This window comes from Bradyrhizobium arachidis (genome assembly GCF_024758505.1).
Classification (GTDB): domain Bacteria; phylum Pseudomonadota; class Alphaproteobacteria; order Rhizobiales; family Xanthobacteraceae; genus Bradyrhizobium; species Bradyrhizobium manausense_C.
The window spans coordinates 130,317-147,105 of sequence record NZ_CP077970.1 but is presented as its reverse complement, the minus strand read 5'-3'; the positions used below and the strand labels follow the sequence as shown (position 1 = coordinate 147,105).

Here is a 16,789-nt window from a genome sequence, read left to right as displayed (position 1 = left end):
GACATTCATCAAAATGACCTGTTATTCTGAGTTAGAGTGGTTCTGGCTTGTGAATCGGTAACAGCCCACTACTTCAACACGAACAACAATAAATCAGCCGACCCTCAACTTACCATCGCGACTGGGCGCGGCATGCACCTGCGGCGCGCCCGACCCCAAAAGGATGACCCCATGGCCAATGCCCGCAAGATCCTGATCGTGGATGACGATTCCGATCTGCGCGATACGTTGGTGGAGCAATTATCGCTGCACGAAGAGTTCGAGGCCTCCGCCGTCGACACCGGCGCCAAGGGCGCGAGCGCGGCCAAGGCCAATTCCCCCGATCTCGTCCTGATGGACGTCGGCCTGCCCGACACCGACGGCCGCGAGGTCGTGCGCTCGCTGAGGAAGGGCGGCTTCAAGGCCCCGATCATCATGCTGACCGGGCACGACACCGATTCCGACACGATTTTGGGCCTGGAATCCGGCGCCAACGACTATGTGGCAAAGCCCTTCCGTTTCGCCGTGCTGCTGGCCCGCATCCGCGCCCAGCTCCGCCAGCACGAGGCCAGCGAGGACGCGGTGTTCTCGGTGGGCCCCTACTCCTTCCGCCCCGGCTCAAAAATGCTGACTGCGGCCAATGCCCGCAAGGTGCGGCTGACGGAGAAGGAAACCGCCATCCTGCGCTTCCTCTACCGGGCCGGCCAGATGCCGGTCTCGCGCGAGACCCTGCTCCAGGAGGTCTGGGGCTACAATTCCGGCGTCACCACCCACACGCTGGAAACCCACATCTACCGCCTCCGCCAGAAGATCGAGAAGGACGCGGCCAACCCCGAGATCCTGGTCACCGAAGCCGGTGGCTACAAGCTGGTGCCGTGATACGCTTGAAGGACCTACGATTCGACCGTTTTCGCCGGTCCCTTGAGCCTCGGTCCTGAATGTCGATCGAAGACGACGTAGCGCTGCTCGAGCGAGTCCCGACACTGCGCCTGTTGGGAGACGCCTCGTTGCGCATGCTCGCGATCGGCTCCGAGCAGCGCGGCTTTGCGCGCGGCGACACCCTCTTCAACATGGGCGATGAAGCCGACGCCGGTTTCGTTGTTCAGCGCGGCGCCTTTCGCGTCGAGGACGGCGCTGGTGCCGAGATGATCGCGGGCCCCGCCACGCTGATCGGCGAGCTCGCGCTGGTGGTGCCGATGAAACGGCCGTCGACGGCGATCGCGATCGAGCACTCTGCGGTGATCCGGATCGCGCGCAGCCTGTTTCAGCGTGTGCTGGAGAGCGATCCCGCCGCCGCGCGCCGGCTGCGCGACGAGTTTGCGGTCCGCGCCAGCCAGATCGCCAGCGACATCTTGATGGCCGGCGCGAAGCTGAGCATCTGATCAGACGTCCAGCGTCACGGTGACAGGCACATGGTCGGACGGCCGCTCCCAGCCGCGGGCATCGCGCAAGATTTTGAAATCGCTGACCGCGTCCTTCAGCGCGCGTGAGACCCAGATGTGATCGAGCCGGCGGCCGCGGTCACCGACGGTCCAGTCCGCGGCGCGGTAGCTCCACCACGTGTAGACCTTCTCCGACATCGGGATGCGTTCGCGCGCGACGTCGATCCACTCGCCGGCCGCCAACGCCGCCAGGAGCTTCTCGGTCTCAACAGGCGTGTGCGAGACCACCTTCAAAAGCTGCTTGTGCGACCATACGTCGTTCTCATGCGGCGCGACGTTGAGATCGCCGACCAGGATGTGGCGATCCTCGCCCCGCGGATGCAGCGGCTCGCACGCCTTCATCTCGTCGAGGAAGCGGAGCTTGTGGTCGAACTTTTCGTTCAGTGCGGGGTCGGGAATGTCGCCGCCGGCCGGCACGTAGAAATTATGCAGCACCAGCGGCTTTGCGATATTCGCCTTCTCGCCGAAGGATACCGAGATGTGGCGCGAATCCACCTTGTCGCAGAAAGTGCGGATGTCCTTGTCCTCGAACGGCAGCTTCGAGACGATGGCGACGCCGTGATAGCCCTTCTGTCCGTTCAGCGCGACGTGCTCATAGCCGAGCCGCTTGAAACGCTTGAGCGGAAAGGCATCGTCGATGCATTTGGTCTCCTGCAGGCACAGCACGTCCGGCCGCGCGCTCTTCAGGAATTTCGCGACCAGGTCGATGCGCAGCCGCACCGAGTTGATGTTCCAGGTTGTCAGGGAAAGACGCATGGGAGTTGCGTCTTAGCAAGCCGTTGTAGGGTGGGCAAAGGCGCAAAGCGCCGTGCCCACCGTTTCCCAAAGCGTTTTCGAGCGAAGTGGATACCGGTTCGCGTCAAGAAAACGCGTCAAACAAGAGTCTAGAGCCCCGTTCCGATTCCATCGGAACGGAAAAGGCTCTAACCCGGCGGCACGCTGTAATTGGTGAAATCGATCTTGAACATGCCGGGATCGAGCTTCTTGGTCGAATCCAGATTGTAGACCGCGAAGGTCGTGTCGTAGCCCTGCGGATCGGTCACGGTCCATTGCTTCAACTGGCCGTCCTTGGCGCCGAACATCAGCAACAGCCGGCTGGTGCCGACCAGCGCCTGCTTCTCCTCGATGGTGACGCTGACGAACATATCGTCCGCGGTGACGCCGATGACGTTGGTATCCTTCATCAGGTCGATGCGGTCGGACAGCAGGAAGCGCAGCGGCGTCTGCGACAGCGGATAGACGTCCTGGGTCGCAAGCTTGCGGTCGCGCACCACCAGCGATGAGCCGTCGGCAATGATGTCGATCGGGTTCGGCGGATCGTATTCGACGCGCATCTTGCCGGGCTTCTGGATGTAGAAGTCGCCCTGGGTCTTGTTGCCGTCGGGACCGACCTGCACGAAATTGCCGACCAGCGTCTGCATCGACGACAGATAGGCGCTCGCCTTGGCGGCCTGCGCCTTCTGGGTGGCATCGAAGGTCTGGAAGATGTTGCTCGGTACGTTGCGGCGCGGATCGGGGATGATCGGATTCGGCGGCGCCTGCGTCGCGCCGGTCGTTGCCGGACCCTTCGGCGTATCGGCCGATCCGCCGTCGCGGCCCTTCGGCGCCGGCTTCGGAACGGGCACGGTCTGCGCATAGGACGTCGCCGTGAGCAGGGACGCAGTGACGAGAAGCGCGCCCCCGATGCGCGCGCCTCGCGCAGCAAAGGAAGCGGCAAGCGGAATTTTCGGAGTTCTGATCAACGCGTCGTCCTGTGTGGCTAGGCGCCCTTTTACCGTGATTTCGGTCAAAAGCGGATATCGTTTTTGCGTGAAAATCGCATTCCGAGGCAGGCCCGGGAGCCCTTGCCTCACATATGGCTGTCTTCTTCCTCGACCAGAATCTCGCGTTTGCCGGCGTGATTGGCGGGGCCGACGATGCCTTCCAGTTCCATGCGTTCCATCAGCGAGGCGGCGCGGTTGTAGCCGATCTGGAGCCGGCGCTGGATGTAGCTGGTGGAGGCCTTGCGATCGCGTTTGACGATCGCAACCGCCTGCGCGAACAGGTCGCCGCCGCCGTCCGCGCCCATGCCGGTCGCATCGAACACCGCGCCGTCTTCGTCGGCGGTCGGTTCTTCCGCGGTGACCGCTTCGAGATATTCCGGCTGCCCCTGCGTCTTGAGGTGGCGCACCACCTTCTCGACTTCCTCGTCCGAGGCAAAGGGTCCGTGTACGCGGCTGATGCGTCCGCCGCCCGCCATGTAGAGCATGTCGCCCTGGCCGAGCAGTTGCTCGGCACCCATCTCGCCCAAGATGGTGCGGCTGTCGATCTTCGAGGTGACCTGGAAGGCGATGCGGGTCGGGAAGTTCGCCTTGATCGTGCCGGTGATGACGTCGACCGACGGACGCTGTGTCGCGAGGATCACGTGCAGGCCGGCGGCGCGCGCCATCTGTGCGAGGCGCTGCACCGCGCCTTCAATGTCCTTGCCGGCCACCATCATCAGGTCGGCCATTTCGTCGACGATGATGACGATGTAGGGCAGCGGATCGAGCGCGAGCTTCTCTTCCTCGTAGATCGCCTTGCCGGTCTCCTTGTCGAAGCCGGTGTGCACCGTGCGCGTCAGCTCTTCGCCCTTGCCCTTGGCCTCGAGCAGGCGCGCATTGTAGCCGTCGATGTTGCGCACACCGAGCTTGGCCATGTTCTTGTAGCGCTCTTCCATCTCGCGCACGGCCCATTTCAGCGCGACCACCGCCTTCTTCGGATCGGTCACGACGGGCGTGAGCAGATGCGGGATGCCGTCATAGACGGAGAGTTCGAGCATCTTTGGATCGACCATGATCAGGCGGCACTGGTCCGGACGCAACCGGTAGACCAGGCTGAGGATCATGGTGTTGATGGCGACCGATTTGCCGGAGCCGGTGGTGCCGGCGATGAGCATGTGCGGCGTGCGCGCGAGATCGATGATCACGGGGTCGCCGCCGATGGTCTTGCCGAGGCATAGCGGCAGCTTTGCCACCGTGTCGGTGGCTTCCTTGGCGACCAGCAGCTCGCGCAGATAGACCTTTTCGCGATGCGCGTTCGGCAGCTCGATGCCGATGGCGTTGCGGCCGGGGACGACAGCGACGCGCGCCGACAGCGCGCTCATCGAGCGAGCGATGTCGTCGGCGAGGCCGATCACGCGCGAGGACTTGATGCCGGGCGCAGGCTCCAGCTCGTAAAGCGTGACGACCGGACCCGGATTGGCCTTCACGACCTCGCCGCGCACGCCAAAGTCCCCGAGCACGCCTTCGAGCGAGCGCGAATTGGTTTCCAGCTCGGCCTTGCTGAGCGGCTGGCGGTCGCCGGCCTTCGGCGCGGCCAGCATGGAGACGGAGGGAAGATCGAACTTGTCGGAGGATTTTTTCGCAGGCGTTTTCGCGGCCGCCTTCTTGCGCGGCGCGCGTGCGGCGGGCGCCTCCTCTTCTTCCTCGTCCTCCTCCTCGACGTCTTCCTCCTCCTCCTCGTGGTCCTCGTCGTCAGCGTGCGGCGAAATCGAAGGCGCCTTTCGGCCGCCGAGAGAGGGTTCCTGGCGGTCGAAGGAAACCGCGCGAGGCTTTGCTCCGCTCGACACCAGCGAGCGATAGGCGGCGCCACACAACCAGACCAGCCGCGCCTTGGTGCTCATCACGGCATGGAACAGCCAGCCGAGCGACACGGAACCGCGATCCTCGCCCTCTTCCTCGAACGGCGTATCGTCGTCCTCGATCGGCGTCAGCTCCTCGTCCTGCTCGCGTGCGCCAAAACCGCAGGCGATCAGGAAGGTCGCAGCCATCGCAACGAAGAGCAACGCGCCGAGGATCAGCCGATAGATCGTGCTGGCGGGCCCGAAGATCACGGCCGGCGCGCGCACCAGCGCGTCGCCGACGACACCGCCGAGCCCGGTCGGCAACGGCCAGGCGCCGCCATGCGGCCAGCAACTGGCAAAACCGGCGGCGATGACCGTGCAGAGAATCCAGGAGCCGAGCCGCAGCGCCTCGCGATCGAACGGACGATGGGTCATCATGCGCCAACCCCACACCGCGACGGTGAGGATCAGCATGATCGCGCCGAGGCCGAGGATCTGCATCGACAGGTCGGCGCCGATCGCGCCGGCATAGCCGAGAATGTTGCGGATCGGCCGCGAGGTCGCGTGACTGAGACTGGGATCCTGCACCGACCAGGTCATCAGCGCAGCCGACGCAATGCCGGTCAGTCCGATCAGACCGAAACCGGTGAGCTCGCGCAGGCGCTTCGTCAGCGCCTCGCGGATCGACGGAGGCAGATGGCCGACCAGGGGAATGACACGTTCGATTGCCGACATGCTCATGGGCCCGCCTAACCCAGAGTTTCGACCAGCCGGTGCAGCGCCTGCGCCGTGGTCTCACTATCCTGCACCAGCGCCAGGCGAATGTAGCCGGCACCGGGATTGAAGCCGTCGGGCTGAAGCCGCGCCAGATAGGAGCCGGGCACCACGCGCACGCCGGCCTCCTTGAAGAGCTTGAGGGTTACGGACACGTCGTCGCCGAGCTCCGACGTATTGAGCCAGACGCAGAAGCCGGCGTCGGGCCGGCGATAGCCGTAACGATTGCCGATGATCTGGTCGGCGAGATCGAACTTGATCCGGTAGAGCCTGCGGTTCTCCTCGACATGCGCTTCGTCGCCATAGGCAACGGTTGCGACATGCTGGAGCGGCACCGGCACCTGGGGCGCTGCGATATTGCGCAGCTCGAGGAACATGCCGATGAACTTCTTGTCGCCGGCGGCGAAGCCGACGCGCAGGCCCGGCAGGTTGGATCGTTTCGACAGCGACTGGAACGCAGCCACGCGGGTGAAGTCGGGACCGGCGCATTCAAGTGCACTGCCCGGCGCTTCGCGCGTGTAGATCTCGGAATAGCATTCGTCGCTGAGGATCATGAAGTTGTAGCGATCGGCGAGGCTCTTCAACCGCTTGAAGTAGTCGGGCTTGGCGACCGAGCCCTGCGGATTGGCGGGAGAGGCCAGATAGAATGCGACCGTGCGTGCCAGTGTCGCTTCGTCGATGGCGTCGAGATCGGGCAGAAATCCGTTTTCGACTGTCGTCGGCAGATAGATCGACTCGCAGGCCGCAGCGCCGGCACCAGCGCCATAGACCGGGTAGAACGGGTTCGGCATCAGGATCGCGGGCTTGCCGGGACGCGGGCCGACATAGCGCGCTGCTGCGATCGCCGCGAGGAACAGCCCCTCTCGGCTGCCATTGAGGACCAGAATCTCGCTCTTGGGGTCGAGCGATCGCGGCAGCCTGAAGCGCGATGACAGCCAGGCGCCCGCTGCTTGGCGGAACGGCTCGGTGCCCTGGTTCATCGGGTAACGGCCGAAATCGGCGATGTGCTTGGCGAGCTCAGGGCCGACGAAATCCGGCACCGGATGCTGCGGCTCACCAACCGCGAGCGAAATCAAGGGCTTGCCGGGCTGATGCGGCGCCAGCAGCTCGTTCAGCCGGACGAAGGGCGAGCGTTGGTTGTCGGAGCTTCCACCGGCTAGCGGCGCACGGGATGAAGCGGTCATAGCCATTCTGGGCGCCAGTACTCTTGGAACAGCCGGTCGCGCGGGAGCGCCGGCGGGAAGCGTTTCAGTTCACCATAGATAGGGCGAGGTTAAGACGCGATTAACCATCGGCCGGCCCGTCCGTCCAGCGCCGAATAATTCGGCCGATAACAACGGGATGCGCCAAGGGATGCGCAAGCCCTGCCGCTCGGTGCGGGGCATTTTAGGCAAGCGCCTCGCGTATCGTTAACTGCCCCGGCCAACTTCATTTTTGCCTTGGCGATTCGTTCGTCCCGTCGGTGCTATGGCTGCGCCCAGGCAACGGGGCGGGTTCGTGACCATTCATATTTCCACGCATGGCGATGTTCTTCGCCACACCGGCAGGCGCATGGCGATATCAGCGGGTCTGACCATCGTCATGACGGCGACGACGCTGCTGCTGCATTTCGGCACCGACTTCAGCGCGACCGTGACGGTCGGCTATATCGTCGGCTTCGGCCTTTGCATTGCGACCCTGATCTCGGCCGCGGTGTCCGGCGCGCTCAGCTATCGCTCGGCGCTGTTGATGCAGGAGCTCACCCTCACCCGCAGCGAACTGTCGCGCATCTCCCAGACCGACCAGTTGACCGGCCTGTTCAATCGGCGCGGCTTTGACGATGCGGCTGCGCTGGCGCTGACCTCGGCGCGCAAGCGCAGCGTGCCCGTCACCGTGTTCCTGTGCGACATCGACCACTTCAAATCCATCAACGACCGTTTTGGTCACGAGTCCGGCGACAAGGTGCTGGTCGAGGTGGCCGACGTGCTGCGGCAGCTCGCGCGCAAGGAAGGCGTCTTGGTCGCACGCTATGGCGGCGAGGAATTTGCTGGCCTCATGGTCGGCGTCACCCGCGACGAGGCCGAGCAATATGCGGAGGCGCTCCGGATCACCTGCGCCGCGCGTGAAATTCCGATCGGCGAAAATCTCGAGCGCGTCACCATCAGCCTCGGCTTCACGGTGTCCTGCGCCGATGCGGAGCTGTCCGAGCTGATGCGGATCGCCGACCGTGCGCTCTACGCCGCGAAACGCCGCGGCCGCGACCGTGTGGTCCAGGCGGATGACCAGTCGTTGGCGGCGTAAATTCCGTCTCTTTTTGGATTGAGTTGTTTCCACATCGTCATGGCCGGGCATAGCCGTCCAAAGGACGGCGTCGCTTCCGCTCGCCTTTGTCCCGGCCATCCACGACTTTTCCCGTCGTGCCAAGAACGCGGATGCCCGGGCCTTCGCCGCGCCGAAGGGGCTTCGGCCCCGCAGGCGGGACAAGCCCGGGCATGACGAGCTGCGCGATGTGACCCGCCCCTACCGCCCCGGCAGCTTCTCGAACGTCGCTATCCCAGCGGGAATCTGGTGGAAGGCCTGCTTATCGCAGGTGTAGATCGCCATCTGCGGTTGGAACTGGGCCGGCTCGTCCATCGAGCCGACCTTCACCACCACGGCCGGCAGGCCCGGAACTTTTGTCACCAGGTGCGTGCCGCATTCGGAGCAGAACTCGCGTGTGACGGCGCGTTCCAGATCCTTGCGCGTAAACTGCTTTGGCTTACCGGTGATGTAGGTGAAGCCGTCTGCCGGCATGGCGATGAACATGTTGGGCGCGCCGCCCGTGATGTACTGGCATTCGCGGCAATGGCATTGCGCCTGCATCATCGGATCGCCCTCGGCGACATAGCGCACCTCGCCGCAGTAGCATCCACCTTCCAACCGCATGACGACCTCCCGTTGTTGTTTTCTTGAGGTTGGTATTTCTGCGCCGTCGGCTGCGCTTGGCAATCCCTTTCTTGCGAATGTTATACTTGCAATACCCAAACGGAATCGGTTGCCATGAGGAGCGCCGGGACCGCCGTGCACGCCTTTTAGGGTAACTGGGAGGTCCTCGGGCCGGTCGGAGAGATGCTGCGCATGTTTGAGGCGTACTTCGATGAAAGTGGAGATTTAGAAGAGGAGTCAGGCATCTTCTGCTTGTCGGGCTACTTCGTGGTCACCGAAGCTGCCAGACGGATGCAGGCAAAATGGGTGGAGGCCTTACAGCGACGGCAACTGGCATATTTTCATATGGTGGACTGCGCTCATGGAAACGGCATCTTTGCGCCCCTAAGCAAGCCGGAGAGGATCGAGCTTGTTACCGAGCTAATCGCCATCATCAAAAAATATACCGTCGAGGGCTTTTCCATTTTTGCGAGCGTGGATAGCTACAAAACCCTGTCCGAGGCACCAGATGTTTACAGCGACTGTGCGGCTGGCTGCGTTCAGGCAGTAAAGTCCTTTCTCAGGATGCAGAGGGTAAGCGGGAACGTCTCCTACTTCTTTGAGGCCGGTCATGCGAACCGCAGCGAAGCATACGGTCATATCGCAAGGAAACTGCCACGCGAAATTGATAGCGTCGTTTTCGGGTCTAAGGTGGGAACACCACTACTCGGTGCTGCAGACCTACTGGCTTGGCAGAGCACCAAATACGCAAAGGATTGGCGTTATCCGACTATGCGCGGCGAAAAGCCAAAGCGACCTCCCCGCAAGGACTTTCAAAGCCTCGTGGAGCACCCCCACATGTTTGCATACATGGGGACCAATGGCGAAGAGTCATCAATGGCGCTGGAGGCATGGCCGCTTAGCAGGCGATCCCAACACTCCGTCAACTTAAAGGTCGAAGAGAACCTAGCTGTTCGACATCTGTACGAAGACGGCAGCCCGATTCCGATCATTCCTGTAGAACGCACCGCGACGTGGCGAGCCGGTGGAGGGCAACTCACTTATCTGGGATTCGACGGATTGATGGGAGATCGCTTCGCCCTTGCGTTTGATGAACCCAGGCTCTTCGAAGCGATCTCAGTGTTTCTAGGGGCAACTGGGGCATATCAGAACAGCAGCCTCGCACCGATGCTGAGCGCGGAAAAAATTGACGTCAGATACGTCAATGGAGTTGCGCTCCTGAAGGTCAAGATCAGCGGTGGAGCGACAATTGCAATTCGGCTGTCGGATGATGCTCTAGCTGAAATGAAAAAGCATCTGACCCCGAGCGCGGACGACAAATGATCCTCTCAATCGAGCACTCGAACATGGCGACTTCCTTGAGTGAGCTATTTCAGGCTTGAGAGGTACAACGCGCCCCTTTTTCTGCAACCACCGCGATCACAAAAAGAAAGGGGCTCCAACTTGCGCTGGAGCCCCTCAACGGTCAGGGCATTGCCGGGTATGTGCCCAAACCGTAGGTCTGGATGCGATCCCCGAAGAGATCGCATCCGGGAGGAGAGAGTTACATGTTGTAGGCGCGCTCGGTGTGCTCGGCGATGTCGAGGCCCTCACGCTCGGTCTCGACATTGGCGCGCAGGCCAACGATCACATCGACTACCTTGTAGAGGATCGCCGAACCGATGCCCGACCACACCAGCGTGGTGCAGACGCCCCAGATCTGGGCGGTCATCTGCGCCACGAGGTCGTAATCGCCGACTTTCGGCGGGATCGCGGTGTAGTCCATGACACCAGCGCCACCCAAAGCCGGGTTGACCAGGATGCCGGTGCCGAGAGCGCCGACGATGCCGCCGATGCAGTGCACGCCGAACACGTCGAGCGAGTCGTCATAGCCGAGCGAGTTCTTCACCACGGTGCAGAAGAACAGGCAGACGATGCCGACGACGAGGCCGAGGACGATCGCACCCATCGGACCGGCGTAGCCGGCCGCCGGCGTCACCGCCACGAGGCCCGCGACCGCGCCGGAGAGCGCGCCGAGCACCGAGGGATGACCCTTCAGGATCCACTCCGCGAACATCCACGACAGCGCGGCGGCTGCGGTGGCGACGAAGGAGTTGGTCATGGCGAGCGCAGCGCCGCCATTGGCTTCGAGGTTGGAGCCGGCGTTGAAGCCGAACCAGCCGACCCAGAGCAGCGAGGCGCCGATCATGGTCATGGTCAGCGAGTGCGGGGCCATCAACTCTTTGCCGTAGCCGACGCGCTTGCCGATCAGAAGAGCGCCCACGAGGCCGGCGATGCCGGCGTTGATGTGCACCACGGTGCCGCCGGCGAAGTCGATGGCGTCCTTCTTGAAGATCCAGCCGGCGTCGGCCTTGATCTCGGCGAGCTTGGCTTCGGCTGCCGTCTTCGCGGCCGCGTCAGTCGCCGCGGCAATCGCCTTGGCAGCGTCCTGGATCGCGTCCGGACCCGCCCAGTACCAGACCATGTGCGCGATCGGGAAGTAGATCAGCGTGACCCAGAGCGGGATGAACAGCGCAATGGCCGAGAACTTCATGCGCTCGGCAAAAGCGCCCACGATCAGCGCGGGCGTGATCGCCGCGAACGTCATCTGGAAGCAGACATAGACCAGCTCCGAGATGTTGGCGTCGACGCTGAAGGTCGCTGCCTTGGAGTCCGTCGTGATGCCCATCATGAAGGCCTTGGAGAAGCCGCCGATGAAGTCGGAGCCGCCGGTGAAGGCGAGGCTGTAGCCGTAGAGGGCCCAGAGCACGGTGACGACGCAGACCGTGTAGAAGACCTGCATCAGGACGGAGAGCATGTTCTTGGAACGGACGAGGCCGCCGTAGAACAGCGCGAGGCCGGGGATCGTCATCAACAGCACGAGCACTGTCGATGTCAGCATCCAGGCGTTGTCTCCCTTGTTGACTGTTGGCTCGGCGTAGGCTGCGGTCGCAGCGAACATGCCGACTGCGAGGGCCGCCAATCCCGCGCCGTAGGGACGCTTAGACGTCATTGCATTTCTCCTGATTGAATTGGGTTGAGCGCGAAATCAAAGCGCCGCGGCATCGGCCTCGCCGGTGCGGATGCGAACCGCATGGTCGAGGTTGATGACGAAGATTTTGCCGTCGCCGATCTGGCCGGTCTTGGCTGCGGAGGTGATCGCGTCGATGGTCTTGTCGACCTGGTCGGAGGCGATCGCGACCTCGATTTTGATCTTGGGCAGGAAGCTCACGGCGCATTCGGCACCGCGATAGATTTCCGTATGGCCTTTCTGCCGGCCATATCCCTTGACTTCCGTCACCGTGAGTCCGTGAACGCCAATGGCGGTCAGGGCGTCACGGACTTCTTCCAGCTTGAATGGCTTGATAATCGCCATAACAATTTTCATGGGTCCTATCCCCGCTTGGGCCCGGTCCGGACGTGGCCGGGCGCTTCTCGACTGGTTCGCCACGAGAGAGACGTTTCACTACGCGGGCACAGCCGGGCCCATAGAATCAAATGCCGTGCCAGATCGAAGGGCTTGCCTAACGGATTATGAAAACGGGACTTTTCGCGTTTGTCGGGTACTGCGAGGCAGTGCGCTATTACGTCGCGCTCAAAACCTAGCCACGCCTGCTCAAAACGCAGGCATGACAATGTCCCGACACATTGTTGCTCATGCGCCGGGCAAGGAAACGGTGTCTAATTACTGATAGGCGGCTCCTGCAGCGCCTCACCGTTCCGGGGATGTCGAACCCCGCGCGCGTGCTCGCGAGAAACGCGCAACAATCCAAAGAGCCCAATCAAGGGTTGTTTTACGAATTCGCGCTTAGCGTCGACGCCCTGGCCGCAGATCCTGGTCCGCAAGATCGGTGGGCGGCATTGTCCTGAACGGGGCGTCCATGCACCTCCCATGCTTCCGCTTATCGTCAAGCTGGCGGGGTTCCTGCTGGCCATCCTGCCGCTGTTGATCGACAATCTGCGCACCCGCAGAGCGACCAACGGAAACAACCTCATCCTGCTGCTCGGCGGCCTCGCGATGCTTGCCCTTGATCGCGGCACGGGATGGAGCGACCGATCCCTGCTGGCATCCGGCGTCTGGATCATCGCCGGGGCGGCTGTCCTGCTCGTGGTCGTCCCGTCGATCGGCGGTTCATACGGCGTCGCCAAGACGCTGATTGCGCTGCTGCCCTGGTTCACGATGGAAAGCTATTTTATCGTGGTCTCGGTGGGCCTGTTCGCCGCCGCAGCCATTGGCTATGCCACACGCCGTGACGCGCCGGTCGTCGCGCCGCTCACGCTTGCCGGCGTCTTCGTCCTGACCCTGTAGTTCCTGGCCCTGTGAACCCGGCGCCTACTGCAGCGCCTCGCCGTGCTGGGAAATGTCGAGCCCCTCGAGCTCGTGCTCCTTCGAGACTCGCAAGGGCACGAACAGGCCGACCAGCTTGAGCAGGATGAAGGTTGCCCCGCCCGACCAGACGAAGGTCACCGCGATCCCGTAAAGCTGGATCAGGACCTGCTGCGGATGGTTCTCGAACAACCCGGAGGTGCCGCCGATGGCCGAGGTCGCGAACACGCCGGCAAGCAGGGTCCCGGTCAGTCCGCCGATGCCATGGACGCCGAACACGTCGAGCGAGTCGTCATAGTTGAAGCGCTGCTTCAGCCAGGTGCAGGCCCAGTAGCAGATGGCGCCGGCGACGATGCCGATGACGATGCCGTGCCAGGGCGCGACGTAGCCGGACGCCGGCGTGATCGTGCCGAGGCCTGCGACCGCGCCGGAGATCATGCCGAGCACCGAGGGCTTTCGCCGCGTCGACCATTCGATCGCGCCCCAGGTCAGTGCGCCGGCGCAGGCCGCCAGATGGGTTGCGATGATCGCCATCACCGCGCGTGAGTTGGCCGCAAGCGCCGAGCCGCCGTTGAAGCCGAACCAGCCGACCCACAGCAGGCCCGTGCCCATCACCGCGAGCGACAGATCGAACGGCGAGAGATTTTCGCTGCCATAGCCGTAACGGCGTCCCATCACCGTCGCGGCGACCAGGCCGCCGGTGCCGGCGGACAGATGCACGACGAGACCGCCGGCGAAATCCAGCACGCCCATGCTGCCGAGGAAGCCGCCGCCCCACACCCAATGTGCGAGCGGGATGTAGACGAAGATGAACCAGCCAATTGAAAAGAGGAGATAGGCCGAGAAGCGCATGCGGTCGGCGACCGAGCCTGCGACCAGCGCTACCGTGATGATCGCAAACGTCATCTGGTAGAGCATGAACAACGCTTCCGGAATCGTCTTGGCGCCCGGATGGACGCTGTCCATGGTCATGCCGGCGAGAAACCAGCGGTCGAGCGTGCCGAGCCAGGGCCCGTCGCCGACGAAGGCCAGCGAATAGCCGAACGCGACCCAGAGGATGGAAATCATCGTCACCGCGGCGAGGCTCTGCGCCATGGTCGCGAGCACGTTCTTCTTGCGCACCATGCCCGAATAGAACAGCGCGAGTCCCGGGATCGTCATCATCAGCACCAGGGCGGTGGCGACGATCATCCAGGCGGTGTCAGCGGGGCTGATGTCCGATGTCGCGGCCTGCGCCGGCGTTACCAGTGAAGTCGCAAATGCGATCGCGATCGGCGCAGCCGTCCTGGCTGCGCGGCGCACCAATCCCGCCATGTCGTTTCCCCCAGCATGTTATCGCGACCGCACGCGTTGGCGTCGTTGCCCGCGTCGGATCGAAGACGAAGTCAGAGCGCTTTCGAGCGAAGTGGATACCGGTTCGCGTAAAGAAAACGCGTCAAAACAAAAATCTAGAGCGCGTCGCTGTCGGTTTCGCCGGTGCGGATGCGCAGCGCATGGTCGATCGGCGTGACGAAGATCTTTCCGTCGCCGATCTGGCCGGTGCGCGCGGTCGATGTGATCACGCTGATCGCCTTGTCCGCGATCTCGGACGGCACCGCGATTTCGATCCGAAGCTTGGGCAGGAAGTTCACGACATATTCGGCGCCGCGATAGATCTCGGTATGACCCTTCTGGCGGCCGTACCCCTTCACCTCGGTCACCGTCATGCCGTGGACGCCGATCGATGTCAGCGCCTGGCGCACCTCATCGAGCTTGAAGGGTTTGATGATCGCGACGACGAGTTTCATGGTCAGGCCTTATCCCCGGGCTTCGCCACGCAGCGGTTTGGTGGCGCTGCGTCAATTTGGCATCTTTCTAGGCAAATGGCATAAAAAAGTTGCAGAATGAAGGGGGAAAACGCGGGGGACGACACACCCGCGCCTCTGTACAGTGCATGGGGTTGTTTCCAAAATTTCCGTTTGGGGCCGGATCGGGTGAACCTGCCTGTCCCAATCGGCACATAAGTAAGTCAGGAAGGGGGGCGTCTATGGCGAGTTGGTTCTACGCATCCGAGGGCAAGCAGCAGGGGCCCTATCAAGAAGCACAATTCCGCGAGTTGATCGCACAGGGCGTGGTGCGGGCCGATACTCTGGTCTGGTCCGAGGGCATGGCCGGCTGGCAAAAGGCGGCAGAAATCCCCGGCCTGATGGCAGGCGCCGGTGGGCCTCCGGTCGTTCCGCAGATGGGCGGCGTTGCCACGCGCGCCAGTGCCGGCGGTGGCGGAAGCGGCCCGCTTTCAACTGACGTCAGCGTGTTCGGCCTGCTTGGCCGCAGCATCGTGTTCGTCATCGGCATGCTGCTCGTGATTCCGGCGCCGTGGGTCGCCTGCTGGTTCTACCAATGGATGTCGTCCCACATCCAGGTGCCGGGCCGGCCCAACTTCGGCTTCGCGGGCCAGCCGATGGACATCTGGTACGTGCTGATGGGCACAGCGCTGTTGAGCTACGCCGGCGCCAGCGGCAGCTCGTTCGTGCAACTTGTCGCGACCGTGCTCCAGGCCTTCCTCAACTGGATGATCATCCGGTGGATCGCCGCAAACCTCACGTCGAACGGCGAACGCCTGCCGATCTCGTTCAAGGGCAGCGCGATCGGCTATATCGGCTGGTATGTCCTGATGCTGATCTCCGCGATCACCATCATCGGCTGGGCCTGGGTGCTCGCGTTCTGGATGCGCTGGATGTGCAGCAACATCGACGGCACGCGGCGTGAAGTCACGTTCAACGGCTCGGGCCTGCAGATCCTGTGGCGCACGCTGGTGTTCGTGATCGCCTGCGGCTTCATCATCCCGATTCCGTGGGTGCTGCGCTGGTACGTGGCCTGGTACGTGTCGCAATTCGCGGTCGTCGAACGCGGCGCGATGGCGCACGCCTGAGCGTGAAGCGTCAGGGCTATTTGCGCTGACGCACGGAGCCTTCCTGCGCCACCGATGCCACCAGCGTGCCGTCGGGCTTGAAGATCAGGCCGCGGGTCAGCCCGCGGCCGCCTTGTGCGCTCGGCGAATCCTGCGCGTAGAGCAGCCATCCGTCGGCGCGGAACGGGCGGTGAAACCACATCGCGTGGTCGAGGCTCGCCGGCATCATCCGCTTGTCGAACAGCGTACGGCCGTAGCGCGCCATCACGGCATCGAGCAGCGAAAAGTCCGACGCATAGGCGAGCGCGCACATGTGCAGCGCCGGATCGTCTGGCAGCGTCGCCGCGGTCTTGATCCAGACATGGATGCGGCCGTCCTCGATCTTCTGGCCAAAGTAGCGGCCGAGCTCGACCGGGCGTAGCTCGATCGGACGATCGGATTCGTAGTAGCGGCGGATGAACTCCGGCATTTCGCGGAACATCGGCTGCTTGGCGACCTCTTCGGCCGTCAGCTTATCCGGCGGCGGCACATCCGGCATCTTCTCCTGATGATCGAACGCGGTCTCCTCCTCGGCATGGAACGACACCATGATCGAGAAGATCGCGTTGCCGTGCTGGATCGCGGTGACGCGTCGCGTCGAATAGCTCTTGCCGTCGCGCAGCCGCTCGACCTGGTAGATGATCGGAACCTGCGGATCGCCAGGCAGGATGAAGTAGCAGTGCAAGGAATGCGGCAGCCGTCCCTCGACGGTGCGGCAGGCCGCGACCATCGCCTGGCCGATCACCTGGCCGCCAAAGACCCGCTGCCAGCTCGTCTTCGGGCTGTTGCCGCGGAACAGGTTCACCTCGAGCTGCTCGATGTCGAGGATGGCGATGAGGTCGATCAGGCTTTTGGACATGGGGTCGCTTTCG

16 protein-coding genes are annotated in these 16,789 nt (G+C 63.2%); 6 read left to right on the top strand and 10 right to left on the bottom strand.

Features of this window, described 5'->3' with window-relative positions:
* The first annotated feature begins 171 nt into the window (after window positions 1-171).
* Complete coding sequence (locus KUF59_RS00705) at window positions 172-858, top strand: response regulator transcription factor (RefSeq protein WP_027525091.1); 687 nt, start codon at window positions 172-174, stop codon at window positions 856-858.
* A 59-nt stretch (window positions 859-917) separates the two neighbouring features.
* The gene (locus KUF59_RS00700) at window positions 918-1,361 is read left to right on the top strand and encodes a cyclic nucleotide-binding domain-containing protein (RefSeq protein ID WP_212403298.1); all 444 of its coding nucleotides are present in this window, start codon (window positions 918-920) and stop codon (window positions 1,359-1,361) included.
* On the opposite strand, the gene xth is transcribed toward KUF59_RS00700, so the two are convergent.
* The 4 genes from xth to KUF59_RS00680 all read right to left on the bottom strand — a co-directional run bounded on the left by xth (window position 1,362) and on the right by KUF59_RS00680 (window position 6,968).
* On the bottom strand, window positions 1,362-2,177 hold the full coding sequence (xth, locus tag KUF59_RS00695) for an exodeoxyribonuclease III (protein ID WP_212456401.1): 816 nt from the start codon (window positions 2,175-2,177) through the stop codon (window positions 1,362-1,364). It lies immediately after the preceding gene.
* Window positions 2,178-2,344: 167 nt separating this feature from the next.
* Window positions 2,345-3,106 (bottom strand): outer membrane lipoprotein carrier protein LolA, encoded by a 762-nt coding sequence (locus KUF59_RS00690; RefSeq protein ID WP_212456552.1) that lies wholly within the window; start codon window positions 3,104-3,106, stop codon window positions 2,345-2,347.
* 164 nt (window positions 3,107-3,270) lie between these two features.
* Window positions 3,271-5,745, bottom strand: a complete 2,475-nt coding sequence (locus KUF59_RS00685) for a DNA translocase FtsK (protein ID WP_212456402.1) — start codon at window positions 5,743-5,745, stop codon at window positions 3,271-3,273.
* 8 nt (window positions 5,746-5,753) lie between these two features.
* Window positions 5,754-6,968: an aminotransferase class I/II-fold pyridoxal phosphate-dependent enzyme gene (locus KUF59_RS00680; RefSeq protein WP_212456403.1), complete on the bottom strand. Its 1,215-nt coding sequence runs from the start codon at window positions 6,966-6,968 to the stop codon at window positions 5,754-5,756.
* A 307-nt stretch (window positions 6,969-7,275) separates the two neighbouring features.
* Here KUF59_RS00680 and KUF59_RS00675 point away from each other — a divergent pair, with 307 nt between their 5' ends.
* Window positions 7,276-8,058, top strand: a complete 783-nt coding sequence (locus tag KUF59_RS00675; protein ID WP_258768083.1) for a GGDEF domain-containing protein — start codon at window positions 7,276-7,278, stop codon at window positions 8,056-8,058.
* Between the two features lie 219 nt (window positions 8,059-8,277).
* Here the strand turns inward: KUF59_RS00675 and KUF59_RS00670 are convergent, their stop codons facing one another.
* Window positions 8,278-8,682: a GFA family protein gene (locus KUF59_RS00670; RefSeq protein ID WP_212456405.1), complete on the bottom strand. Its 405-nt coding sequence runs from the start codon at window positions 8,680-8,682 to the stop codon at window positions 8,278-8,280.
* Window positions 8,683-8,874: 192 nt separating this feature from the next.
* Here KUF59_RS00670 and KUF59_RS00665 point away from each other — a divergent pair, with 192 nt between their 5' ends.
* Entirely contained in the window at window positions 8,875-10,005 is a 1,131-nt protein-coding gene (locus tag KUF59_RS00665) for a DUF3800 domain-containing protein (RefSeq protein ID WP_212456406.1), read from the top strand.
* A 220-nt stretch (window positions 10,006-10,225) separates the two neighbouring features.
* On the opposite strand, the gene KUF59_RS00660 is transcribed toward KUF59_RS00665, so the two are convergent.
* Window positions 10,226-11,674 (bottom strand): ammonium transporter, encoded by a 1,449-nt coding sequence (locus KUF59_RS00660; protein ID WP_212456407.1) that lies wholly within the window; start codon window positions 11,672-11,674, stop codon window positions 10,226-10,228.
* Between the two features lie 36 nt (window positions 11,675-11,710).
* Window positions 11,711-12,049 (bottom strand): P-II family nitrogen regulator, encoded by a 339-nt coding sequence (locus tag KUF59_RS00655; protein ID WP_258768082.1) that lies wholly within the window; start codon window positions 12,047-12,049, stop codon window positions 11,711-11,713.
* A 504-nt stretch (window positions 12,050-12,553) separates the two neighbouring features.
* Here KUF59_RS00655 and KUF59_RS00650 point away from each other — a divergent pair.
* Complete coding sequence (locus KUF59_RS00650) at window positions 12,554-12,970, top strand: hypothetical protein (protein ID WP_212456408.1); 417 nt, start codon at window positions 12,554-12,556, stop codon at window positions 12,968-12,970.
* 24 nt (window positions 12,971-12,994) lie between these two features.
* On the opposite strand, the gene KUF59_RS00645 is transcribed toward KUF59_RS00650, so the two are convergent.
* Together KUF59_RS00645 and KUF59_RS00640 are read right to left on the bottom strand one after the other, a co-directional pair.
* Window positions 12,995-14,302, bottom strand: a complete 1,308-nt coding sequence (locus KUF59_RS00645) for an ammonium transporter (protein WP_212456409.1) — start codon at window positions 14,300-14,302, stop codon at window positions 12,995-12,997.
* 134 nt (window positions 14,303-14,436) lie between these two features.
* Window positions 14,437-14,775: a P-II family nitrogen regulator gene (locus tag KUF59_RS00640; protein ID WP_212456410.1), complete on the bottom strand. Its 339-nt coding sequence runs from the start codon at window positions 14,773-14,775 to the stop codon at window positions 14,437-14,439.
* A 239-nt stretch (window positions 14,776-15,014) separates the two neighbouring features.
* Here KUF59_RS00640 and KUF59_RS00635 point away from each other — a divergent pair, with 239 nt between their 5' ends.
* Complete coding sequence (locus tag KUF59_RS00635) at window positions 15,015-15,899, top strand: DUF4339 domain-containing protein (RefSeq protein ID WP_212456411.1); 885 nt, start codon at window positions 15,015-15,017, stop codon at window positions 15,897-15,899.
* A 16-nt stretch (window positions 15,900-15,915) separates the two neighbouring features.
* Here KUF59_RS00635 and tesB read toward each other — a convergent pair whose 3' ends face one another.
* Window positions 15,916-16,776, bottom strand: coding sequence for an acyl-CoA thioesterase II (gene tesB / locus KUF59_RS00630; RefSeq protein ID WP_212456412.1), 861 nt, complete (start codon window positions 16,774-16,776; stop codon window positions 15,916-15,918).
* Window positions 16,777-16,789: the final 13 nt, after the last annotated feature.